The sequence below is a fragment of the Methylophaga sp. SB9B genome (assembly GCF_004832235.1).
Classification (GTDB): Bacteria; Pseudomonadota; Gammaproteobacteria; order Nitrosococcales; family Methylophagaceae; genus Methylophaga; species Methylophaga muralis.
On record NZ_SSXS01000003.1, the window covers coordinates 132,186 to 155,320 of the forward strand.

Sequence of the window (23,135 nt, forward strand, 5' to 3'; positions counted from 1 at the left end):
AAAATTTGTTGTAAAAACCCGTTACTCTACCGTAAAAGATGGGTTTTTTCAGCTTTTGAAATTCACCGGCCCTCATTATACTGACGCGAATTGCTTAACCGACACTAATAGGAAAATTGGTGAAAATCCCAAGACTAACCATTCCAGCATTTTTTACACTGATTTATCTCAGTGTGGTTTTGTTTGCTGGCACGACGGAGAGCGTTGCTGCAGATAAATCACAAATTCTGCGCCAGGATTCGGTGACCAAAGGCTATGCACCGTTGGCGGTTGGTGATCAAAGTATTGCGGCTGCTTATTTACCACAAACTTTAGGTACGCCGCGTGGCGCAGTATTGCTGTTGCACGACATAAATGAGCATATTGATAGTGCGGCTATCGGCTTATTGAGACGGCAATTGCCCAGCCATGGTTGGAATACATTGGCGATCAAAATTATTCGTTTTAGTGAAATTAACGAACAGGCTGTACCTGATTTAGAAACCGCATCAGATCCCGCTGTCGATGCTGAAGTGCCGGCTGAAGCAGATGAAACAGCAGAATCTCCGGAAACCGAAGTAGAGGAGGCTTCTGCTGAAACTCCCGATACAGAAACAACCGATGCCAATGAAGAAACGGTTGCCCCACAGGAAACATTTGCTGAGATCACTACCGCCCAGCGTATCGATGCAGCTTTATTAAAGTTGCAGCAAGAAGGCCATGAAAATATTGTATTGATTGGACAGGGGGCTGGTGGACAATTGGCCTTAAAGACAGTCAATGAAACCGCTGTACCAGTGGCCGCTTTGATTATGATTAATACCGCTGAGTTAACTGAAGGCATGAGCATAACCGATGTCACCGTTCAACGTTGGAGATACTGGGCAGCCGGCAGCAGGATAATGTTAAACAAGCCATCATGACACGGCAGACACAAATGAAAACCGAGCAGAGAGACAACTACCACTTACGGCAGATTACTGGAGCAGATCATTATTTCAGTAGTGTGCCGCAACAACTAACTAATCAGGTTCATGGTTGGCTATTTAAGCAATTGCTGGATGAAGAGGCTGAACGTTAATGCAGTTGTATTATGGTGGGCATGTTGTCTATCAGGCGGCATCCGATGAGGGTGTTATTGAGGTCGTAGATATCGAGAATACGCGATCCTTACATTTCGGGACTTACCCTCGGCAGAGCAGCATGTCTTTGCAATCTCCGCATTCGCTGGAATTAAGTTACACCCGTGCGATGATGGCTGGATTATTGTTTCAACCACAACCCAAAAATATTTGTGTGATCGGTTTGGGCGGCGGATCGCTGGTTAAATTTTTATTACATCATTTCAAAAACTGTCAGATTGATGTGATCGAATACCGACAAGACGTTATTGATGTAGCGCAGCGCTATTTCAAAGTGCCAAACAATGATGCCCGGTTAAGAATTCATCATGGCGATGGTTACCGATTTGTCAGTGACCAATTTTTCACCAATGGTGCTTTTTATGACATGTTGTTGGTGGATGCCTATGATCATTTAGGTATGTCTGCCAGTGTTGAAGGACAGGCTTTTTTTGATGCTTGTTTCGGCGTGCTCAATGAGCAGGGCTTGATGAGTATTAATTTGTGGGGAACTGACCGACCGGGATTCAGTCAATCTATGCAGCGAATTAATCGTAGTTTTGCCGATCAGACTTTAGTGTTGCCGGTTGCTGATAAAGGCAATGTGATTGGTCTGGCATTAAAGCAAAAATTCAATGTAAGTCAGTTAAAAAAACACCGTGATTTAGCAGAAAACCTCGATCAGCAGTTTGATGTAGGATTACCACAATTCTTGCGCGATCTGATAAAGCAAAATATTTCCTTTTTAAATCGATTATTTCTTTAAAAATATTTATTTACGGGTGATAATTAAGGCGTTTTATGATAAAAGTCGTTTCACAATTCTTAGCGGATTAATTGCCATATGTTCAGGCTGCTTTTCATAGCCCTTTTATTTCACCTCCCAACCAGTGCGATGGCAACATCGGGCGAGATTGAGTTGGTCATCGTCCGCTCCGAAAACAAATTACTGGTTAGAAAAGACGATAAAACTCTGCGAAGTTTTAAAGTGGCTTTAGGCAGTGGTGGCAGACAGCCAAAAGTGCAGGAAGGTGATCGCAGAACGCCTAAAGGACATTATCGGATCAGGGATATCCGCAGCAGTGAACGTTTTTATCTGTTTATGCATCTGGATTACCCCAACATGGATGATGCAAAACAAGCTTTGAAAGAAGGACGCATTACCCGCAAAGAGTATCGCCAAATTCTAGCCGCATTCATTTATAACGAAACCCCGCCGCAAAATACACCTTTAGGTGGACAGATCGGTATTCATGGAATTGGTGATGAGACGCCTGACAAACTCGATATTCATGAGGTGTCCAATTGGACTCAAGGCTGTATCGCCATGCGTAATTCTGAAGTTCGAGAACTTGCCATGTGGTCGAAAAAGGCACACCAGTCATTATCGTTGATTCTCTGGATTCATTTAAAGCGGCCGTTAATCCCTAGTCTTTGTTAGAATAAGCCTTTGATTTTTCGCTATTGTTGATCTGAGGTTCTATGCAAGCCGCTCCTGATATTTTTTCCTACCGCAAGTTTTGGGCTCACCGCTTTGGTGTTGCACCACAATTGCCTATGTCACGCAGCGAAATGGAAGCTCTGGGTTGGGACAGTTGTGATGTCATCATCATTACCGGCGATGCTTATGTGGATCATCCTAGTTTTGGTATGGCATTAATCGGCCGATTGCTTGAATCACAGGGTTTTCGTGTCGGTATAATCTCGCAGCCCGATTGGAACAGCACTAAAGATTTTCAACGATTAGGTAAACCGAATCTGTTTTTTGGCGTCACTGGCGGCAATATGGATTCGATGGTCAATCGATACACTTCAGACAAAAAAATCCGTCGTAATGATGCTTACACCGCTGATGGAGAGGGTGGTAAACGCCCTGATCACAGCGTCGTTGTATATAGTCAACGTTGCCGCGAAGCTTATAAAGGTGTGCCAATTGTTATTGGTGGTATCGAAGCCAGTCTGCGTCGAATTGCACATTACGATTACTGGTCAGAAAAAGTACGTCGCAGTGTGATTATGGATTCCAAGGCTGATTTGCTGGTTTATGGAAACGGCGAACGACAGGTGGTAGAAATAGCCCATCGACTGGCACAGGGTGAAGCAGTAAGTGAACTGACAGATGTTCGTGGCACGGTCTATACAAAACGCCATGGCCGCCGTGAAAACTGGTGGGAGAAAGATTCCACCAGTATTGATAAACCCGGCCAGCTTAATCCACCCATTGATCCGTATCAAATGCAGACCGAAGAGAGCTGCGAGCAATCCAAGGCTGAAACTGCTGAGCAAACCGCTGTTCCGGCTGAACCTGCTACCAATGTCATTAAAATTCATCGTGTCTCACCACGCAATGCCGATAAAACGGTTATTCGTCTTCCGCCTTACGAAACCGTTAAAGATGATCCGATTATCTATGCACATACTTCGCGGATTCTGCATTTGGAGACTAATCCCGGTAATGCGCTGGCTTTAGTACAACAACACGGAGATCAGGATGTCTGGCTGAACCCGCCACCAATCCCTTTAACCACCAAAGAGATGGACGCGGTGTTTGACCTGCCTTATAGCCGTTTGCCACATAAAGAATATGGCAAAGCCAATATTCCGGCTTATGAAATGATTCGTTTTTCAGTGAATATCATGCGTGGCTGTTTTGGTGGGTGTACCTTCTGTTCGATTACCGAGCATGAAGGTCGCATTATTCAGAGCCGCAGCGAAGATTCGATTATTCGAGAGATTGAAGCGATTCGCGATACCACCCCGGGTTTTACCGGCATTATCTCGGATCTGGGCGGGCCGACCGCCAATATGTACCGACTGGCCTGTAACAGCGAAGAAATTGAAGCCAGTTGTCGTCGTTTATCCTGTGTTTTCCCTGGTGTTTGTAAAAACCTCAATACCGACCATACGCCGTTAATTAATTTATACCGTCGTGCCCGCAGTTTGCCGGGTATCAAGAAGATCCTGATTGCTTCCGGACTGCGTTATGACCTCGCCGTTCTATCGCCGGAATACGTTAAAGAACTGGTGACCCATCATGTCGGCGGCTATCTGAAAATTGCTCCGGAACATACCGAAGAAGGTCCATTGTCGCAGATGATGAAACCCGGCATTGGCACCTATGACAAGTTCAAGGCCATGTTTGATAAATTCTCTAAACAGGCCGGTAAAGAACAATATTTGATTCCTTATTTTATTGCGGCTCATCCGGGTACTACTGATGAAGACATGCTGAATTTGGCGCTATGGCTGAAGAATAATGGCTTTCGTGCTGATCAGGTTCAGGCATATTTGCCCTCACCGATGTCTGCAGCCGCAGCAATGTATCACTCAGGCAAGGACACCTTGCATAAAGTCCGACGTCAGGGCGGAGATATTACGGTACCAAAAGGTTTAAAAGTACGTCGTTTACATAAAGCATTTTTGCGTTATCACGACCCAGAGAACTGGCCATTGTTACGTGACGCCTTGAAGAGCATGGGAAGATCTGATTTGATCGGTAATGGGAAAAAACATTTGATACCCAGCTTTCAACCCAAAGGCACTGGCGAAATGGGTGAGGGTAAACGAATTACCCATAAGGCAAAAACGCCGTCAACGCAGCCGGCTTTTCGCACCCAGCATGTACGATCCAAAAAGGTTAAAAGTGGAACGCAACGTTCCCGTAAACGCTAATCATTAACGGAACCCTACGAAAACAGTAGGGTCAGATTGTCATTCTGAAAGTTTCCTACGGAGAGGAATGCATGCGTTTTAAGAACAGCTCTGAACGTTATGGATTGATCAGCATATTGCTGCACTGGTCTGTCGCACTGCTGACTATCGGTTTGTTTGTTCTCGGTCTATGGATGGTTGATCTTGGTTATTACGATGACTGGTATTACCAGGCACCGTGGTGGCATAAAGGTCTTGGATTTATTGTCTTGCTTTTGGTATTGATACGCTGGCTATGGCGTCCGTTTGCCGGCAAACCTGCAGCAATTTCAACTACCCCGGTTTGGCAGAACTTAGCAGCAAAAACAGTACATCAACTGATGAATTTGGCGATTATCGTATTGGCTGTTACCGGCTATCTAATTGTCACCGCGAAAGGCCAGCCACTGGGTATTTTTGACTGGTTCAATATTCCTGCTCTCACTCAACTAACTGTCTCGACCAGCGATTTGGTTAGCAAACTGCATTTATGGTCAGCGTATTTCATTATTGCGTTGGCCTCAATTCACGCCCTGGCGGCGTTAAAACATCATTTCATTAATAAAGACGCCACCTTGCGTCGCATGCTTAATCTTTAAACCAACAGGAGTTCACATGAAAAAAACCATTTTTGCCTTAGCGATAAGTTCGGCATTTGTATTGCCAGCACAAGCGGCTGACTATGTGATTGATACTGAAAAAGCACATGCTTTTATTGATTTTCGCATTCAGCATCTGGGCTTTAGCTGGATGAGCGGACGTTTTAATGATTTTGAAGGCACGTTCAGCTATGACGCAGAGAACCCAGAAGCATCAAAAATTGATGTGAAGATTGATGTCGCCAGTGTCGATACCAACTTTGCTGAACGTGACAAACACTTGCGTGAGCAATTTCTGAATACGGCCAAGCATCCAGAAGCACGTTTCACCTCAACCAGCTTTGAACAGCAGGCAGATGGCACTTTATTGATGAAAGGTGATTTTACTTTGCATGGCGTGACCAAACCGATGACTATCCCGGTGGAAAAAATTGGTGAAGGTGAAGATCCATGGGGTGGTTACCGTGTGGGCTTTCATGGTGAAACCAGCTTTATCATCGAAGATTATGGCATTGATGTCAGCAAATTAGGTCCAAGCTCACAGGAAGTGTTTCTGACACTTTCTATTGAAGGCATCAGAAAATAATTCTGAGTTAAGCTTTACCGGCGAGTGTATACAGTCTTTGTAACTCGACATCTAAACTGTTTGCTGGTACAACCTCGTTTGCTCGGTTGTACCAGTAAGCAGCGTTGGAAAGATCACCTTCAATTCGATGCAGGTATCCATGGATTAAACAAGCCAGTGGATCACTGTATTGCTGTATAAGCTGATGAGCATCATCCCACTCTTTATCACGAATTTTATCCAGTGCTTGCAGATGAATGACGCTCATTTAGTTCCTCAATATTATGATTGCCAGGTAACGCTTCCCAGCATTAGCAAACTGCCAACGACCGCGAAAGGTGATGTTACCACCACAAACAACAGTTTCATCAATTCACGAAAAATATAGATGGTATCAGCGATATAACCCATAGCGAACCTCCTTTGTAGTCGACGGTTGAATTATAATGCGCGTCTATGACGTTCAAATGACATGATGATAACCAACCAATGAATCTGCTTGCCCTTGATACCAGTACCGAAAGTTGTTCTGCCGCAATCACCATTAACGGCGTGTTGTATCAGCAGCAGCAAATGACTCAACGTGGTCACTCAACCCTTATATTGGGGATGCTCGATCAGCTTTTCAAGCAAGCAGATGCGTCAATTGCTGATATTGATGCTTTGGCATTTGGTCGTGGGCCCGGCTCATTCACCGGGGTTAGAATCGGTGTGGGTGTTGCTCAAGGAATTGCGTTTGCTCGTGAGCTTCCGGTTATTCCAGTCTCCACTTTAGCAGCAGTCGCCCAAGCTGCTTATGAGCAGACCCAACAACAAAATATAGCGGTAGCGATGGATGCGCGAATGGATGAAATCTATGCCGCCAGTTTTCAGGTGCAAGATGGAAGCGTTGTGCTGATAGGAGAAGAAAAAGTATGTCCTGCAGAACAATTCTTACCCGCTAATACTGAGAAGTGGTTAGGTGCAGGCACTGGCTGGCAAGTTTATGCAGATCCATTGCAAAGCAATTTTTCCGGACAATTAATTGGTCAGCAACCCGATATTTATCCGCAAGCCGCGATTATTTTGAAACTTGCCGAGCAATTATACGCACGGGGCGAATATGTCAGTGCTGAAAAAGCTTTACCCGTTTACCTACGCAATGATGTGGCTAAAAAGAAGGCACAACAGGGATGATAAAAAAAGCCGATAACATTTTTGCTTCACCACTGGAACAGATGGTGGACTTTCGCTTTGATGAACGTGTGGTGGACGTGTTTCCCGATATGATCCAGCGCTCGGTACCTGGCTATGGCACTCTGATCTCCAATATCGGCATTCTGACCGCTCGTTATGCTCAGGAAAACAGCAGTTGCTATGACCTGGGCAGTTCATTAGGAGCCGTTACTTTATCAATGCGCCAGCGTATTAAAGCTGAAGGCTGTCAGATAATTGCGGTTGATAATTCAGCCGCAATGATTGAACGGGCGGAGAAAATTATCGCGGCTGATAATAATCGAGTTCCGGTTGAGCTGCGCTGTGAAGATATTAACCAGACGCTTATTGAAAATGCCTCGGTAGTGGTGATGAATTTCACGCTGCAGTTTATTGCACCGGCTTTACGGGATGAGTTGATTCGACAGATTTATCAGGGCTTGAAACCGGGCGGCGTATTTATCCTGTCGGAAAAACTGGCTTTTGACAGTGATGAGCAACAGACTTTTTTTACTGAAGCACATCATGATTTCAAACGCGCTAATGGCTACAGTGATCTGGAAATCAGCCAGAAACGCAGCGCGTTGGAAAATGTATTAATCCCCGAAACTCTTTCAACACATCAACATCGTCTCAGCCAAGCGGGTTTTTCTCGCAGCGAATGCTGGTTTCAATGTTTTAACTTTGCCTCTTTGATAGCTTTTAAATGACCGTATATGAACCGTTTTACCGTTGGCTGGAGTCCGTTGGACAAGCTGACTGGGCCGAGCAATTGGCAACTTTTACTGCTGAAAGGCTGGCTGATGATTTTCATGGCAAGATGCCGTTATGGCAACAGGCATTGGCGAATTTACCCTCTGTAAAACCTGCACAAGTAGAGCTAAAACAAGCCGTGCAGATCGGCACATCGGAGGATATATCCAGTATTGATAAACAAGCCTTTATTGAGCTGATCAAAACTTTTCACCCGTGGCGCAAAGGTCCGTATCAATTATTTGATATCGATATTGATACTGAATGGCGTTCCGACTGGAAGTGGGATCGGGTTTTACCTCATCTCAGCTCTCTGCAGGGTCGTAAGGTTCTGGATGTCGGTGGTGGCAATGGCTATCACGGCTGGCGCATGGTGGGTGAGGGTGCCAGCATGGTGATGGGCATAGATCCGACACTGGTTTTCAGTATGCAGTATCAACTGATGCAGTTTTTTATCCAGAGTGATAGGCATTTTGTCTTGCCGATTGGTATTGAACATATGCCGGACAAATTACACCTGTTTGATACGGTGTTTTCGATGGGCGTTTTATATCATCGCCGTTCACCATTAAAGCATTTAATGGAATTGCGCCATTGTCTTCGCTCAGGTGGCGAACTGGTACTGGAAACTCTGATCATTGATGGGGAAGAAGGCATGAGTCTGATACCAGAAGAACGTTACGCCAAAATGCGTAATGTCTGGTTTATCCCATCGGTGCCAACCATGTTGTTATGGTTGCGTAAATGCGGATATAAAAATGTGCGATGTGTGGATGAAAATCTCACCAGTCTTGAAGAACAACGTGCTACCGAGTGGATGACGTTCGAGTCATTACGGGATTTTCTGCATCCCCTGGATATTAGTAAAACGGTTGAAGGTTATCCTGCACCCAAGCGGGCTGTCTTTATCGCGGATGCGCCCTAAGAAATCTTGATTGGTACATTTCAGCCACAACAGAAGTGGCTATGAGAACTCAACAGCCCCTAAAAAGCCATTGAGCTAGGCGAAACAGAAATCCATTTACCACTGCGATGCTGACATGCGTCCAGCGATTTTTCCTGCAAATCTTCACCGTTTTTAATTTTTAACTGATAGGCCAGACAAGGATAGTGGCCATAAGAATAGCTGCGTAACAGCTTGATTTGATATTGAATTCCTGTGTGGTCATTATGCCAGACATGCTCGGATTCAAAATTATTGGAGGATAGGGCTTCCTGAGTTCGATCCAAATCAATGGTGGTCATCGCAGTATCGGTTTCAATACCTGCTTCTACGCCCGCTAACAAATCCAGTGATGCGTAGGCTTGCGGTAATAATAGCGCGATGAGCAGGGCAGGATAAAAAGCATTATGCCAAATACGATTCAATGTTCATTCCCATCATTGGTTTTGTTCCATTAGATAATGAAATATAACATCCTTCAATAAGCAAACTATCCTTGTTTATACAGGATATTTTTCCTTTAAATCCAGGAGCTTAATATTTGATTCATCCCAATCATCACGCGGTACGATTGAATATCAAGATTGTTAGGAAAGTTAGTGTTGATAAAAAGACGTTTAAAATCCTTTATTTTTAAGCATTTTCATCGGTTGCATCGACCTGAAAAGTGCCATCACCATTTACACTGACCGAAAATTGTATGGGTCTGCAACACACAAAACAATCCTCGATATATTGTTGATAATCAATCGTGCAATCCAGCAAAACCTCAATGGTTTCGCCGCAATAAGGACAGCTTAGCGAATGTTCTTGTAAAGCCTGCATCGTCCTGCTCCAAATTTTGTTGCTCTAACATATGAAAATAGCGAGAAGCAATTAGTTCGAGTCAACCACAGTTCAATTTGTTATTTGTGTTTGTGCTCTCAATCTTTTATAAGGTTGATGAAGTTATTCGAGATAAATCAATGCAGCAGGCCATTAGACAAACCCTATCGTTGCTTTTAAAAAGTTGGCGTGAACAATTTAATACTCGGCCGGGCATCTCGATCTTCATTTTGTCTGCCATCAGCTTAATTGTCGGATTGTTGCTGGTGAGTCTGCTGAATATTCACTCTAATATCGATCCACAATTTTTAAAATGGGCCTTGATTGGCGGTGGCGTCGGAGCATTGTCGACAGCATTAGGTGCTGCACCTGGTTTATTTGTAAAAAAACTTCCAACAATTACTGAAGACACGATGCTCGGTATGGCAGCTGGCATGATGTTGGGGGCAAGCTTTTTTTCTTTGATAATTCCTGGAATTGAGGTTGCCACTGACTTAACAGGCCATGCCGTAAGTGGTGTTGCAATCATTATTTTCGGCATGATAGGTGGCGTGCTGTTGATGTTGGGGTTGGATTATTACTTGCCCCATGAACATCAACATTCCGGCCCTTGTGGTGCCGGACATCAACAGGTTGGCAGAGTCAGTCTGTTTGTGTTGGCTATTGCTCTGCACAACTTTCCCGAAGGCATGGCGATTGGCGTAAGTTACACCGATGGTAATTTGTCAGTTGGTATTCCACTGACAGCGGCGATCGCTTTACAAAATATCCCTGAAGGGCTAGCGGTTGTGTTGGCACTCAGACGAATCAATATATCTGCTGGCAAAGCTGTGGCGATTGCAGCAGCTACCGGATTGGTTGAGCCCATAGGAGCGTTGGTCGGCATAATATTGTCCAGCGGTTTACCGGTTTCCTATCCTTTAGGTTTAGGCATTGCTGCTGGTGCGATGATTTTTGTGGTATCTCACGAAGTGATTCCTGAAACACATCGAAATGGACATCAAACAAGAGCGACCGTTGGCCTCATGGGCGGTTTGTTTGCCATTATGCTAATTGATACATTATTGGGATGAATGCGCGAACTCAAACAGGTATCGATGATCGCCCAAGCCAATACCTTCAGCGATCTGCTTGAAGCCGAATTTTCGATAAAAATCCAATAACTCCGGATAATGAGAGACAGCATCCAATTGCATCGTACCGTCACCGATTAAGCCCAGACAATATTGGAGTAATAATCGTCCATAACCAGCTTGTTGATGATCAGGATGAACAGCCAATTGGGTCAGATAAAAATCAGCAGCTGGGATATCGGGCCAGCAATCAGCATAATGATCAGCAGGGTTTAGGCCCAGTGCAACACAGCCAATAATCTTTGAATCCTGTTTGATGATATAAACTGATTTTTGCAGCAGATTTTGGCGTACAAATTCCTCATCATAAAGGTCGAGCCAATGCGACATGCCATTTAGATGCATATGATGGGCACATTCATTTAATAATGAAGCAATAGCAGGCACATCCTTCCAGCAGGCGAGTTGAATCTGAGTGTTAACCATAAGAGTAAATTTAGTTTAAAGGCCAAATCAGCATGATCACGCTGAATGTAACTGCGCCGATAAATAAATTCATCGGCACACCGACTTTTAAAAAGTCACGGAAGTGGTAGCCGCCCGGACCATAAACCATAAGATTGGTTTGATAACCTAGCGGGGTGGCAAAACTTGCCGAAGCCGCCATCATAATGGCAAATACAAACGGCTCATTATGTAGCCCGGCTTTCGCGGTTAACTCAAGCACGATGGGTAACATCAATACAGCCGCAGCATTATTGGTAATGACTTCGGTTAATACCGAAACAGCAATATAAGTCATGACTAACATTAACCAGGGTTGATTCTGACTAAGCGAGACGATACCTGTCGCTACAAAGTCTGCTACCCCAGTTTGCTGTAATGCGACACCTAACGCAAATGATGCGGCAATAGTTAAAATAACCGTCAAATCCAGACTTCGTTCTGCCTGACTCACTGAGCAACAGCCAGTCAGTATCATTAACGTTGCACCAATTAACGATGCGTGAAGCATATCGATTAAACCAAATCCTGCAGCGGTGACCAAGGTTATTAAAATCACCCAGGCAAGGGCGGCTTTATCGTGATTGGGAGATTCTTTACCCAAATCATTTATCAATAAAAAGTCTTTGTTATAACGTTGACGACTGACAAAAGCAGGGCGCGCCTCCAATAGCAGAGTATCACCAGCCTGCAAAACAATATTGCTTAAGTTGCCTGGAATACGTTCACCATTTCTTGCTACTGCCATGATGACGGCACCATACCGCTCCAAAAACATCGCATCACGAATGGTTTCACCAATAGCAGCACAATGCGGAGACACAACGGCTTCAACTAGGCTACGTTCAGGTCTTTCTGAGGCCAGCACGCTACTTTCTGCATCAGAAGTTGACGCGACAATACCGCGAATGCGAAGCAAGTCCGTAATGCCTTGCGTGTCTCCGGCAAAAACGAGGCGATCGCCACTCTGTAATCGTTCTTCAGAAGGAACGGCGGTTAATAATGTGCCGTTACGCTCAATTTCGACCAAATAAACACTTTTCTGATCCCTCAACCCAGCCTGTTGAACACTTTGACCTACCAATACTCCATCCGTCTCAACCATCACTTCAAGAGTGAATTCGCGAACATTCTCAAAAGCATGATTTTTGCCGATGTCAGGTAACCATTTAGGGAAAAATAACCAGATGAAAATCAAACCGCAAATGGCAACTGGCAAACCAATAATAGTAATGGAAAAAATTGAAAAACCGGCCTCACCCGTTAAGGATTGATACTGGCCATTCAACACAAGATTAGTACTCGTGCCAATCAAAGTGAGAGTGCCACCCAAGATAGCGGTATAGCTAAGCGGAATCATGATTTTGGATGGATTGATATTAATTCGTTTACACCAGGCAAGCAGGCCTGGAACCATAGTGGCGACTACGGGAGTATTGTTTAAAAATGCACTGAGGAAAACCACCGGGGTAAACATTCTAAGATAAGAACCGCGAATAGATTTGGGGGAACCCAACAGCGACTTAACTAAAATATCGACGCCACCAGAAGCATGCAAACCAGCAGCAACTATGAACATGGCTGCAACGGTAATAAGGCCTGCATTACTGAATCCTGCCAATGCCTGTTGTCCATTGAGAATTCCCGTAGCCAATAATGTAGTCATCGCCGTAATCATGGCGATATGTGGTCTGACACGAGTAAAGGTCAGAACCAACAATACGGACAATGTAACGGCTATGGTAAACCAGCCTTCCCAACTCATTTTCAACCTCAAAGCATTTTCAAAGCGCTAATAATGACAGGTTTATAAATAAGTGGAATTAATAAGCAAGAATATATATATCTTTAAAAGTTATATAGAAAGAAAATTTTTGCCTTAAAGTTTAATGAAATCCATACCTCAAACTTTCTCCGCCGCATCCACATCCCATACTTAGCTTGTGAGTTTAAACGCGCTTAACAAAATTAATTTCTTACTAAATACCCTGTTTTAATAAATTAAATCACCATTTTGATAGCTGTCTTTTATGGCTAAACCTGCATTTTTATTTACTTAACATACCAGTGAATAAACAATCCAATTTTTATTGGTTCGGATTATAAAGCCGCTTTCCTACTATCTCCCTGCACTTAACACAACCAGGAGATAGCAAGGTGTCATTCAAACTCAAACCTATTACACAGAATCTATTTTTGGCCGGTTTAATCAGCACGTTTCCCATTGGTGTTTACGCTGCTGATAGTGAATCCGAGCTACGAATTCAGAAACTTGAACAACAAGTAAACCAACTGATCGAGAAACTGGCAGCACAGAGCGCGCAAATAAATCAACACCAGGAAGACATACAAGAGACTAAGTCGGTCACTAAAAGTGCTGTTATTGCTAAAAGCAATGGCCGAAGCTTGTCATTTGAATCAGCTGATGGCGCTTTCAAAGCCCAAGTGGGTGGGCGGTTACAAATTGATGCTGCAGCCCATAATGAAGATGAGATTGCTTTAGGGGATGGAACAGCATTTCGTCGTGCTTTCCTAGATATTCGCGGCAATGTTTATGAAAACTGGAACTACCGTTTTCAATATGATTTCGCTCGTCCAAGCGGCACCGGAGAAAATGCCACAGGTGCACGTGGCATTCGTGATGCCTACATCCAATATACGGGATTAACTCCAGCAATAACTGTTGGGCAGTTCAAACAAACGTTTGGATTGGAGCATCTGACCAGCAGTTTAAACACCACCTTTATCGAACGATCATTGACCAATGTATTTAATCCAGACCGTGCGATTGGTCTTGGTTTGAGCCATGGTGGTGATAATTGGAGTGCTTCGGCAGGTGCGTTTGGTGAAAAATCAGAAGTCGATCCAGGTGAAGAAGGTAATGAAGGCTGGGGGCTGGTCGCCCGTGGCACATTTAACCCGATTATCGAGAAAAATAAATTAATTCACCTTGGTGCAGCCGTTTTACATCGTAATCCGGAAGATGGTCAATTACGTTTTCGTGAGCGTCCAGAAGCCAATATTAGTGGTGTTCGCCTGATTGACACTGGTGTTTTAGAGAATGTGGATGACTTCCAACAATACGGTCTGGAAGCCGCAGCAGTATTTGGACCTCTGTCAGTACAAAGTGAGTACATCAATACACGCGTTCAGCGTGCTTCAGCTTCAACTGATCTTGATTTCAATGCATGGTATGCCTATGCCAGCTATTTCCTGACGGGTGAGTCTCGCGGTTACAAAGCGAACACTGGCACATTTGATCGTGTGAAACCTAATTCAACAGTGGGTCAGGGAGGTATCGGCGCCTGGGAACTTGGTATTCGCTACAGCTCAGCTGATCTTAACGACAGCAGTTTCATCGGCGGTGAACAGGACAACCTGACCTTTGGGGTGAACTGGTACACCACTGACAACATCCGCCTCTCAGCAAACTACATAAAAGTACTTGATGTAGACCGTCCAGGTAATCCAGCCGATGGCGAAAAACCGGATATCGCTTTAGTACGTGCACAAATTGATTTTTAAACAACCAACTTGAATTTTGGAGAACAAAAATGAAACTGAAAACCTTAATTAAAACTCTGCCATTCGCTATCAGCATTGCTGTGTTTTCTGGCGGTTCACTGGCGAAAGATATCGAACTACTAAATGTCTCTTATGACCCGACACGAGAGCTATACCAGGAGTTCAATCCGTTATTTGCCAAACATTGGAAACAGCAGACGGGGGATAACGTCAAGATTAGCCAATCGCATGGTGGTGCAGGCAAGCAGGCACGAGCGGTTATTGATGGCCTGGCCGCGGATGTTGTCACATTGGCACTCGCTTATGACATTGATGCCATTGCAGAACATACCGGCAAATTACCTGCTGATTGGCAAACACGTCTGCCAAATAACAGCTCACCTTATACGTCAACTATTGTGTTTCTGGTTCGTGCTGGTAACCCAAAAGAAATTAGGGATTGGGAGGATTTGGTTAGACCGGATGTAGCGGTTATTACGCCTAACCCCAAAACCTCTGGCGGTGCTCGGTGGAATTATCTGGCGGCCTGGGGCTTTGCTGAAGCGAAATATGGCAGTGCTGAAAAAGCAGAAGAATTCGTCAATAAACTCTTTAAGAATGTCCCCGTTTTGGACTCCGGTGCACGCGGTTCGACCAACACCTTTGTGCAGCGTGGAATTGGTGATGTGTTTATCTCATGGGAAAACGAAGCTTTTTTAGCAATTAACGAATTAGGCAAAGATCAGTTTGAAATCATTGTTCCTTCGGTTTCTATCCTGGCTGAGCCGCCGGTGACCGTCGTTGATGGCAATGCTGAAAAAAATGCTACACAAGAAGTTGCCAAGGCCTATCTGGAATATTTGTACTCGCCGGTTGGTCAGGCGTTGGCAGCTAAACACTATTATCGTCCAGTGGCACCAGAGCATGCTGATCCGCAGGATATCGCCCGCTTTCCGCAAGTAAAAACCTTCACCATTGACGAAGCGTTTGGTGGTTGGCAAAACGCCCAGAAAACACACTTTAATGATGGCGGAGTGTTTGACCGAATTTATTCCGGCCAATAATTCATAAGTATTTCGCCTGAATGGTTCAGGCCGAACTTTTAAAAACAAAGGAAATAATCATGACAATCAAAGCAATAAATAGTCGAAATCAGTTTAAAGGCATTATCAAGCGAATAAAACGTGGTGATGTGGTCAGCGAAGTTGAAGTGGATACAGGTGTGGGCGTGATTACCTCGGTAGTTACAACCAGCTCACTTGATGATTTAGGTCTCAAACCCGGGTTTGAAGTGATTGCCTTGTTTAAATCCACTGAAGTTGCTCTGGCCAGTTTTAGCAAAGTATAAAAAATACAAAGGCCCAGGAGAAAAACAATGAAAACCAAAATCTTAACTGTGCCGGGATTCCATGGCAGCGATGAAAATCACTGGCAGACATGGCTGGAACAACAATTTTCAGACAGTGAACGCTTAACCGGCGTTAATTGGGAATCGCCGCGAATTTATCCATGGGCAGAAGCGCTGGAAAAGCAGCTTGATACGATGCCGGGACAAGCGATTTTAGTCGCTCACAGTTTTGGTTGCTTGGTGAGTGCATTGATAGCTTCCTGGCGTCCTGAAAAGGTGGCAGGCGTTATTTTAGTGGCACCAGCCGCTCCACAGCGTTTTTCGCTTTATGGGGCGATTAAAGAGAGTCAAAAGAATTTACAAACCATCGCGGGCACATTGCCCGACCAACATTTAAATATGTTGGGGGTATTGGTAGCCAGTAAAAATGACCCATGGATGTCAGTTGTTCAGGCTGATCAACTGAGTCGCGATTGGGGACTGGCATTTTACAATGCAGGAAACGCCGGTCATATAAATAGTAAGTCAGGTTATGGCGCATGGCCATTAATTAAAGACTTTGTTTCAGCCATGCTGGAAGCTATTGAACCCTTACCTGGTGATGAGGTCTTTCAATTAAGTAGCTGGAACAGCTCTCGTAAACGTCTTCTACCTAAAACATATTCAACAATTGGTTTAACAACGCATCAAAGTGCATTTTTACAATACGCCTGATATGCAGGCTTGAATAATGGAGAATTAACATGTCAATTCGATTGGGTGATGAAGCCCCTGACTTTGAACAAGATTCAACAGAAGGGCATATTCGTTTTCATCAGTGGCTGGGAAACAGTTGGGGTGTTTTATTTTCGCATCCAGCGGATTTTACCCCAGTGTGTACAACAGAGCTTGGTTTGACCGCCAAGTTAAAAGCCGAGTTTGACTCTAGAAATGTCAAGGCATTGGCATTATCCGTTGACCCCGTGGATAAGCATCACCAATGGATTGAGGATATTAACGATACGCAAAATACCACGGTGAATTTTCCAATATTGGCCGATGCCGATCGCAAAGTGTCTGAGCTTTACGACATGATTCATCCCAATGCCAGCGCGACACTCACAGTACGATCTTTATTTATTATTGATCCACAGAAAAAGGTTCGGTTAATCATTACCTATCCCGCCAGTACAGGACGGAATTTTAATGAAGTGTTGCGAGTAATTGATTCGCTGCAATTAACCGATAATGAAAAAGTAGCGACGCCAGGTAATTGGCTACCAGGCGACCGGGTGGTGATTGTGCCATCTCTGCAAGATGAAGCAGAACTTGCTAGTCGTTTCCCTCAGGGATATGAAGCCGTGCGACCTTACTTACGTTTTACAAAGTTAAAGTGATCTAATCTAGCTATAAATAGCTATTCCATTTGTGATATCAGCCAGTAGTTCTTATCGGACTACTGGCTTTTTATTATCTAAAACCATAACCATGGCGCAGCAAAAATTGTTTTAGTTGCAAAAAGAGATATTTAAAGACAAAACATTAACTTTTTTAAATGCTAAAAAAGCAGTTGGCTTAACTAAGTGACTGTAAATTAATACTAAAAACTCTAATCCAGTGCTATGCATAAGCTTTGCATATTTTGTTATTTCTCAGTCTAAAACTGCCTCTCTACACTTTGCGAACATTGTTTTGACAAGGAATAAACATGTTACGCAACCACCTGAAAAAGGCTAGGCAGGTCATCGCTAGCGGTTCATTGAACCTTGATGAGGGGAATGACTGATGACCTCAATAAAATCATTTTCCGTTTTACCCGGCTTCGGTTTATCAATGGGGTTCACCTTGGTGTACCTGTCGCTTATTGTTCTGATTCCATTAAGTGCCGTGTTCATTTTTACCAGCCAATTAACTTGGGCAGAGTTCTGGGAAATTGTCAGCGCGCCACGAGTTGTGGCCTCTTATAAACTTTCATTCGGCGCTTCATTAGCCGCTGCTGCTATTAATGCAGTATTCGGATTGATGCTGGCGTGGGTGTTAGTACGTTACTCGTTTCCGGGTAAGAAAATTGTCGATGCGTTAGTCGATTTACCCTTCGCCTTGCCCACAGCGGTAGCAGGTATTGCGTTAACAGCTTTGTATGCTCCAAATGGCTGGATAGGCCAGTTTATTCAGGGAACCTTAGGCATAAAAGTGGCCTTTGCGCCGTTAGGTGTTCTGGTGGCGTTGGTGTTTATCGGTTTGCCGTTTGTAGTCCGAACAGTGCAGCCAGTGCTTCAGGATCTGGAAACCGAATTGGAAGAAGCGGCATCCAGTCTGGGGGCTAATCGCTGGCAGACTTTTCGTTATGTGCTGATACCCATACTGCTGCCGGCGTTAATGACGGGTTTTGCATTGGCTTTTGCCCGTGCAGTAGGTGAATACGGTTCAGTTATTTTTATTGCCGGCAATATTCCGATGGTTTCAGAAATCACCCCACTGATGATCATTACCAAATTAGAGCAGTACGACTACGCCGGAGCCACGGCCATTGCGGCAGTGATGTTGGTGGTGTCCTTTGTGATGTTGCTGATTATTAATGCGTTGCAGGCGTGGGCTGGCAAACGTACTGGGAGGGATCGATAGATGAGGAATGCTGCTGTTGTGAATAAACCGTTGAGCAATTTTGCTTGGGTATCACCAACAAAATATGAAAGAAATATCGCTACACAAGAATCCAAGTGGATAAAAATCAGTGTGATCAGTATTGCATTGGCTTTTTTCGCCTTATTTTTAGTCATGCCTTTGGTTGCAGTTTTTACCGAGGCATTGCGCAAGGGATTTGAAGTTTATTGGTTGGCGTTAAGCGATTCAGATGCCTTATCTGCGGTGAGATTGACCTTACTGACGGCACTGATTGCTGTGCCATTAAATCTGGTATTTGGTGTGGCGGCCGCATGGCAATTGCCAAGTTTGAATTCAAAGGTAAGCAGCTGTTGATTACGTTTATCGATCTGCCTTTTTCCGTTTCGCCAGTCATTGTCGGTCTGGTTTATGTATTGGTATTCGGTGTAAATGGCTGGTTTGGTGAGTGGCTGGTGGCTAACGATATCAAGATCATTTTTGCGGTTCCCGGCATTGTGCTCGCCACCATATTTGTGACGTTTCCGTTTGTTGCTCGCGAATTGATTCCATTGATGCAGGCACAAGGTAAAGAGGAAGAGGAGGCTGCTGTTGTTTTAGGTGCCGGTGGCTGGCAAACCTTCTGGTATGTGACATTACCGAATATCAAATGGGGTTTGTTGTATGGCGTGATTCTGTGTAATGCCAGGGCAATGGGCGAATTTGGCGCGGTATCAGTTGTATCAGGTCATATCCGTGGCCAGACCAATACGATGCCGTTACACGTTGAAATTCTTTATAACGAATATAACTTCGCGGCAGCCTTTGCAGTAGCGTCCTTGCTGGCCTTACTGGCTTTAGTCACGCTGGTATTAAAGACCTGGGTGGAACACCGCGCTGGAACCAATGCTTCGGCACACTAATTAAAAGAGATACGAAAATGAGTATAGAAGTTAAAAATTTACACAAACAATTTGGCAGTTTTACTGCACTTGATGATATTTCGTTGAATTTTCCGTCAGGTGAACTGGTTGCACTGTTGGGGCCATCAGGTTGCGGTAAAACTACATTACTGAGAATTATTGCAGGTCTTGAACAGGCAGATTCAGGTTCAGTAATTCTGGATGGCGAAAATGCCTCACAAACCCATGTCCGAGAACGGCAAGTTGGTTTTGTGTTCCAGCATTATGCGTTGTTCAAGCACATGACCGTATTTGATAACGTCGCGTTTGGTTTGCGAATGAAACCCCGTAAATCCAGACCCAGTGAAAAAGTGATTGCTGAAAAAGTCCATCGTTTACTTGAACTGGTGCAATTGGATTGGTTGGCTGATCGGTTTCCATCACAATTATCGGGTGGTCAACGACAACGAATCGCATTGGCAAGAGCATTAGCCGTTGAGCCAAGGGTTTTATTGTTGGATGAGCCGTTTGGTGCATTGGATGCCAAAGTGCGTAAAGAGTTACGTCGTTGGTTGCGTAAATTGCATGATGAGTTACACATCACCTCAATTTTTGTGACCCACGATCAGGAAGAGGCACTTGAAGTAGCTGACATAGTGGTGTTGATGGATCATGGGAAAGTTGAGCAGGTCGGTACACCTGATGAGGTTTATAACCATCCGCAAACACCGTTTGTTTATGGTTTTTTAGGATCGGTAAACCTGTTTCATGGCCGGGTAGACGATGGACATCTGCATGTAGGTGATGATGTGCTGCATGACCAAGGTGAAAATTACGGCCCCGGTTCAGAAGTTTACGCTTTCGCACGACCACATGAATTGGATATAGTCGTCGATACACAACAAGTCAGTGGATTATCTGCCAAGGTGAATCGAGTTTTGTCGTTTGGTCTTAATTCACGGGTGGAGTTGGATGGTATCAATAGTGCTCACGGCCAGCATTTTGAGGTGGAATTAAGTCCACAACGGGTGCATGAATTATCATTAACACAAGGCCAGATTGTTAAGTTAGTGCCTTCGAAATTAAAGCTGTTTCAACGAGATAGCCTACATAAGGATCACCACGCTTGAACTTTCAACAATTAAGAATTATCCGTGAAACGGTTCGACGCAATTTCAACCTGACAGAGGTGGCCAATCATTTGTTCACCTCACAGTCAGGGGTGTCGAAACACATAAAAGATCTTGAAGATGAGCTTGGGGTTGAATTGTATGTCCGTAAAGGCAAACGCTTGACCGGACTGACTGAACCGGGCAAAGAGATGTTGCAGATTGTGGAACGCATGTTACTTGATGCCAACAATATCAAACGCCTGGCCGAGCATTACAGTCAGCAGGACACCGGCAAATTAACCATTGCGACAACGCACACTCAGGCCAGATATGTGTTGCCGGAAGTGATTACCCAATTTAAACAACGTTATCCAAAGGTACATTTAAAACTGCATCAAGGCAGTCCGGATGAGATTGTGAAAATGATGATAGAAGGCGAGGCGGATATTGGCATTGCCACCGAAGCCTTAGGCAATATTCCTGAGCTGGTCAGCTTTGCTTATTATCATTGGCAACATGCATTGGTGGTGCCAAATGGCCACTACCTGACCCAGTTGGACAAACTCACGCTGACCGACATCGCTGAGTTTCCAATCGTTACCTATCATGAGGGCTTCACTGGACGGGCAACCATTGATAGAGCATTTCTCAATGAAAATATCGATGCTGATATTGTCATGTCAGCGCTCGATGCGGATGTGATTAAATCTTATGTTGAGTTGGGGCTCGGAGTCGGTATCGTAGCCGCTATGGCCTATGATGCGGAGCGTGATGTTCGACTAACTCTGTTGGATACCACGCATTTATTTGACGAAAATATTACTAAAATTGCCATCAGAAAAGGGCATTATATGCGCCAGTTCGCTTATGACTTTATCCAATTGTGCGCTCCGGATCTGCATGAAGAAGATGTTATAGCAGCGATTACTCAATAAAACACACGATGGCCCGTTAATCGGGCCATTGCTGAGGTACTTTTTGAATCTGTGAAATGTCATACCCCTGCTCGGCGAGCAGTTGCAGCATTTTCAAGTAATCCTGTTCGGGAATCTGGGGTGTTCTTGCCATTATCCATACGTAATCACGTTTTTCCCGGCCGACAATGGTCTGTGTGTAATCTTCATTTAAATAGACGATTCGATAGTCAGCTTTGATAGGCCAGATAAATTGCATGCCCCACACAGCGTTTGATTCTGTGTCGGTTATAAAACCCTTTGGATGATATTGTTTTTGCTCGCCATCGAAACTGCCTTTGTTAAAGGTAAAGGTGGTGGCAATAGTACCGTCATCATTCAGCTCATAGGTTTCAACGGCGTTGTGAGCACCTTTTTCAATAAAGGTCGGAATATTGGCAATCACATACCAGTCGCCCATAAAGCGATTGATATCAACATAATTTTCCGTGCGAATCGGCTGTGACATTGACTGACATCCTGCTAATAGCGTGATAAACAGCAACAGAGATAATTTACGACCAGACATCGACATCCCTCCTGAAAGAAATGTCGATGATGGTGGGTTAGCTGTGAACCGGATGTGAAGGCATGTTTAAGCGAGCTTGCAAATGATGAAATCAGGCTTTTGCCTTGATAAGCTGTTTCAGCTCTTCAATCTGCACGGATAAATCTTCAATGGTCATATCGTATTTATGGGCTTCTTCACGCTCTTCGGCGCGTTCCTGTTCCATCACATTGACCACAATACCGATAAGCATATTGAGAAAAGCAAAAGTATTGAGGAAGATAAATATCAGATAGAAAATCCAACTAAAAGGGTAGACCTCCATCGTTTCGTACATGACATCGGTCCAATCCTCAAATGTCATTACCCGGAAGAGTGTCAGCATCGATACTGCAATATCACCCCATAAAAAATCATTTACTTCAGCAAACAGTGTGGTGCCGATAGCGGCAAAAATATAGACGATGATAAACATCATCAAGGCGACGTAACCAAGCTGTGGTAAAGCTTTGAGTAACGAATTCAATAGATGGCGTAATTCCGGAATCACCGATACCATCCGTAGTACGCGGAAGATACGAATCAACCGGGCAACATACGCCAGTTCACTGTCATTGACGGGTATTAAACTGACCGCGACGATAATGGTATCGAACACATTCCAGCCGCTTTTAAAGAAATCCCGCTTATTAGGTTCGGCTAGGAATCTAACACTGATTTCCATCACAAAAAACAGTGTAATTGCGTAATCCAGCCAATCCACCAATCGTAAAATCTGCAGCGGAATTTCATAGGTTTTAATGCCAGTGACCATGGCCGAAAACAAAATCACACTGACCACGATGATTTCGAATAAACGATTTGCGCGCAGGCGTTCTAGCTTGTTTTGAAAAGAGACAGGAGAGGGAGTTGAAGTTTGCATAAAAAAGCGACCATAGGTTTTATACCAAGGCCGCGATCATAATCAGAATTTACAGCAGGT

At 44.3% G+C, this 23,135-nt stretch carries 27 protein-coding genes and 1 pseudogene; 20 read left to right on the forward strand and 8 right to left on the reverse strand.

Translation table 11 applies throughout. From position 1 onward, the window contains the following. The first annotated feature begins 119 nt into the window (after positions 1–119). From E8Q33_RS04615 to E8Q33_RS04640, 7 genes are all read left to right on the forward strand, one after another. Positions 120–902, forward strand: coding sequence for a DUF3530 family protein (locus tag E8Q33_RS04615; RefSeq protein WP_168800149.1), 783 nt, complete (start codon positions 120–122; stop codon positions 900–902). 14 nt (positions 903–916) lie between these two features. After that, positions 917–1,060, forward strand: a complete 144-nt coding sequence (locus E8Q33_RS15430) for a hypothetical protein (protein WP_168800150.1) — start codon at positions 917–919, stop codon at positions 1,058–1,060. After that, the gene (locus E8Q33_RS04620) at positions 1,060–1,866 is read left to right on the forward strand and encodes a spermidine synthase (RefSeq protein WP_136553152.1); all 807 of its coding nucleotides are present in this window, start codon (positions 1,060–1,062) and stop codon (positions 1,864–1,866) included. Before E8Q33_RS15430 ends, E8Q33_RS04620 begins: the two co-directional genes overlap by 1 nt. Positions 1,867–1,995: 129 nt before the next feature. Then, complete coding sequence (locus E8Q33_RS04625) at positions 1,996–2,541, forward strand: murein L,D-transpeptidase family protein (protein ID WP_247869925.1); 546 nt, start codon at positions 1,996–1,998, stop codon at positions 2,539–2,541. 41 nt (positions 2,542–2,582) lie between these two features. After that, positions 2,583–4,772, forward strand: coding sequence for a YgiQ family radical SAM protein (locus E8Q33_RS04630; RefSeq protein ID WP_069295248.1), 2,190 nt, complete (start codon positions 2,583–2,585; stop codon positions 4,770–4,772). 71 nt (positions 4,773–4,843) lie between these two features. Then, positions 4,844–5,389 carry a cytochrome b gene (locus tag E8Q33_RS04635; protein WP_136553154.1) on the forward strand — a complete coding sequence of 182 codons (546 nt, stop codon included), beginning with the start codon at positions 4,844–4,846 and terminating at the stop codon, positions 5,387–5,389. 16 nt (positions 5,390–5,405) lie between these two features. Next, positions 5,406–5,975: a YceI family protein gene (locus E8Q33_RS04640; protein WP_069295246.1), complete on the forward strand. Its 570-nt coding sequence runs from the start codon at positions 5,406–5,408 to the stop codon at positions 5,973–5,975. Positions 5,976–5,982: 7 nt separating this feature from the next. On the opposite strand, the gene E8Q33_RS04645 is transcribed toward E8Q33_RS04640, so the two are convergent. Next, positions 5,983–6,222, reverse strand: a complete 240-nt coding sequence (locus E8Q33_RS04645; protein WP_136553156.1) for a hypothetical protein — start codon at positions 6,220–6,222, stop codon at positions 5,983–5,985. Positions 6,223–6,236: 14 nt separating this feature from the next. Then, positions 6,237–6,365: a hypothetical protein gene (locus tag E8Q33_RS16405; protein WP_256369435.1), complete on the reverse strand. Its 129-nt coding sequence runs from the start codon at positions 6,363–6,365 to the stop codon at positions 6,237–6,239. 78 nt (positions 6,366–6,443) lie between these two features. Between E8Q33_RS16405 and tsaB the strand changes: the two genes are divergently transcribed. The 3 genes from tsaB to cmoB are packed head-to-tail and all read left to right on the forward strand — an operon-like array spanning position 6,444 to position 8,826. Continuing rightward, positions 6,444–7,130, forward strand: a complete 687-nt coding sequence (tsaB, locus tag E8Q33_RS04650) for a tRNA (adenosine(37)-N6)-threonylcarbamoyltransferase complex dimerization subunit type 1 TsaB (RefSeq protein ID WP_136553157.1) — start codon at positions 6,444–6,446, stop codon at positions 7,128–7,130. Further along, entirely contained in the window at positions 7,127–7,858 is a 732-nt protein-coding gene (gene cmoA / locus E8Q33_RS04655) for a carboxy-S-adenosyl-L-methionine synthase CmoA (protein WP_136553159.1), read from the forward strand. Before tsaB ends, cmoA begins: the two co-directional genes overlap by 4 nt. Continuing rightward, complete coding sequence (gene cmoB / locus E8Q33_RS04660) at positions 7,855–8,826, forward strand: tRNA 5-methoxyuridine(34)/uridine 5-oxyacetic acid(34) synthase CmoB (protein WP_136553161.1); 972 nt, start codon at positions 7,855–7,857, stop codon at positions 8,824–8,826. The genes cmoA and cmoB overlap by 4 nt, the downstream gene beginning before the upstream one ends. 59 nt (positions 8,827–8,885) lie before the next feature. Here the strand turns inward: cmoB and E8Q33_RS04665 are convergent, their stop codons facing one another. Together E8Q33_RS04665 and E8Q33_RS04670 are read right to left on the reverse strand one after the other, a co-directional pair. Next, positions 8,886–9,269, reverse strand: a complete 384-nt coding sequence (locus E8Q33_RS04665; RefSeq protein ID WP_245652031.1) for a hypothetical protein — start codon at positions 9,267–9,269, stop codon at positions 8,886–8,888. Positions 9,270–9,477: 208 nt separating this feature from the next. Then, positions 9,478–9,669, reverse strand: a complete 192-nt coding sequence (locus tag E8Q33_RS04670) for a CPXCG motif-containing cysteine-rich protein (protein WP_069295241.1) — start codon at positions 9,667–9,669, stop codon at positions 9,478–9,480. A 140-nt stretch (positions 9,670–9,809) separates the two neighbouring features. Here E8Q33_RS04670 and E8Q33_RS04675 point away from each other — a divergent pair, with 140 nt between their 5' ends. Next, positions 9,810–10,742: a ZIP family metal transporter gene (locus E8Q33_RS04675; protein WP_136553163.1), complete on the forward strand. Its 933-nt coding sequence runs from the start codon at positions 9,810–9,812 to the stop codon at positions 10,740–10,742. Here E8Q33_RS04675 and E8Q33_RS04680 read toward each other — a convergent pair. Then, positions 10,731–11,189, reverse strand: a complete 459-nt coding sequence (locus E8Q33_RS04680; protein ID WP_245652030.1) for a GNAT family N-acetyltransferase — start codon at positions 11,187–11,189, stop codon at positions 10,731–10,733. The genes E8Q33_RS04675 and E8Q33_RS04680 overlap by 12 nt on opposite strands. A gap of 49 nt (positions 11,190–11,238) precedes the next feature. After that, positions 11,239–13,011: an SLC13 family permease gene (locus E8Q33_RS04685; RefSeq protein WP_136553165.1), complete on the reverse strand. Its 1,773-nt coding sequence runs from the start codon at positions 13,009–13,011 to the stop codon at positions 11,239–11,241. 392 nt (positions 13,012–13,403) lie between these two features. On the opposite strand from E8Q33_RS04685, the gene E8Q33_RS04690 reads away from it, so the two are divergent. From E8Q33_RS04690 to E8Q33_RS04730, 9 genes and pseudogenes are all read left to right on the forward strand, one after another. Beyond that, complete coding sequence (locus E8Q33_RS04690) at positions 13,404–14,771, forward strand: OprO/OprP family phosphate-selective porin (protein ID WP_168800151.1); 1,368 nt, start codon at positions 13,404–13,406, stop codon at positions 14,769–14,771. A 29-nt stretch (positions 14,772–14,800) separates the two neighbouring features. Beyond that, on the forward strand, positions 14,801–15,814 hold the full coding sequence (locus tag E8Q33_RS04695; protein WP_136553169.1) for a sulfate ABC transporter substrate-binding protein: 1,014 nt from the start codon (positions 14,801–14,803) through the stop codon (positions 15,812–15,814). Between the two features lie 59 nt (positions 15,815–15,873). Beyond that, entirely contained in the window at positions 15,874–16,098 is a 225-nt protein-coding gene (locus E8Q33_RS04700) for a molybdopterin-binding protein (protein WP_136553171.1), read from the forward strand. Between the two features lie 27 nt (positions 16,099–16,125). Beyond that, a complete protein-coding gene (locus E8Q33_RS04705; RefSeq protein ID WP_136553173.1) occupies positions 16,126–16,812 on the forward strand; it encodes an alpha/beta hydrolase in 687 nt (228 codons plus the stop codon). Between the two features lie 29 nt (positions 16,813–16,841). Further along, on the forward strand, positions 16,842–17,474 hold the full coding sequence (locus E8Q33_RS04710) for a peroxiredoxin (protein ID WP_069295236.1): 633 nt from the start codon (positions 16,842–16,844) through the stop codon (positions 17,472–17,474). A 388-nt stretch (positions 17,475–17,862) separates the two neighbouring features. Then, the gene (cysT, locus tag E8Q33_RS04715) at positions 17,863–18,702 is read left to right on the forward strand and encodes a sulfate ABC transporter permease subunit CysT (RefSeq protein ID WP_136553175.1); all 840 of its coding nucleotides are present in this window, start codon (positions 17,863–17,865) and stop codon (positions 18,700–18,702) included. After that, positions 18,703–19,601 (forward strand): annotated as a pseudogene (gene cysW / locus E8Q33_RS04720) (sulfate ABC transporter permease subunit CysW). A 17-nt stretch (positions 19,602–19,618) separates the two neighbouring features. Beyond that, positions 19,619–20,710, forward strand: coding sequence for a sulfate/molybdate ABC transporter ATP-binding protein (locus E8Q33_RS04725; RefSeq protein ID WP_136553177.1), 1,092 nt, complete (start codon positions 19,619–19,621; stop codon positions 20,708–20,710). Then, positions 20,707–21,627, forward strand: a complete 921-nt coding sequence (locus tag E8Q33_RS04730; RefSeq protein ID WP_136553179.1) for a CysB family HTH-type transcriptional regulator — start codon at positions 20,707–20,709, stop codon at positions 21,625–21,627. Before E8Q33_RS04725 ends, E8Q33_RS04730 begins: the two co-directional genes overlap by 4 nt. Before the next feature lie 16 nt (positions 21,628–21,643). Here the strand turns inward: E8Q33_RS04730 and E8Q33_RS04735 are convergent, their stop codons facing one another. Beyond that, positions 21,644–22,174 (reverse strand): lipocalin family protein, encoded by a 531-nt coding sequence (locus tag E8Q33_RS04735; protein WP_136553181.1) that lies wholly within the window; start codon positions 22,172–22,174, stop codon positions 21,644–21,646. A gap of 91 nt (positions 22,175–22,265) precedes the next feature. After that, positions 22,266–23,075, reverse strand: coding sequence for an ion transporter (locus E8Q33_RS04740; protein WP_136553183.1), 810 nt, complete (start codon positions 23,073–23,075; stop codon positions 22,266–22,268). Positions 23,076–23,135: the final 60 nt, after the last annotated feature.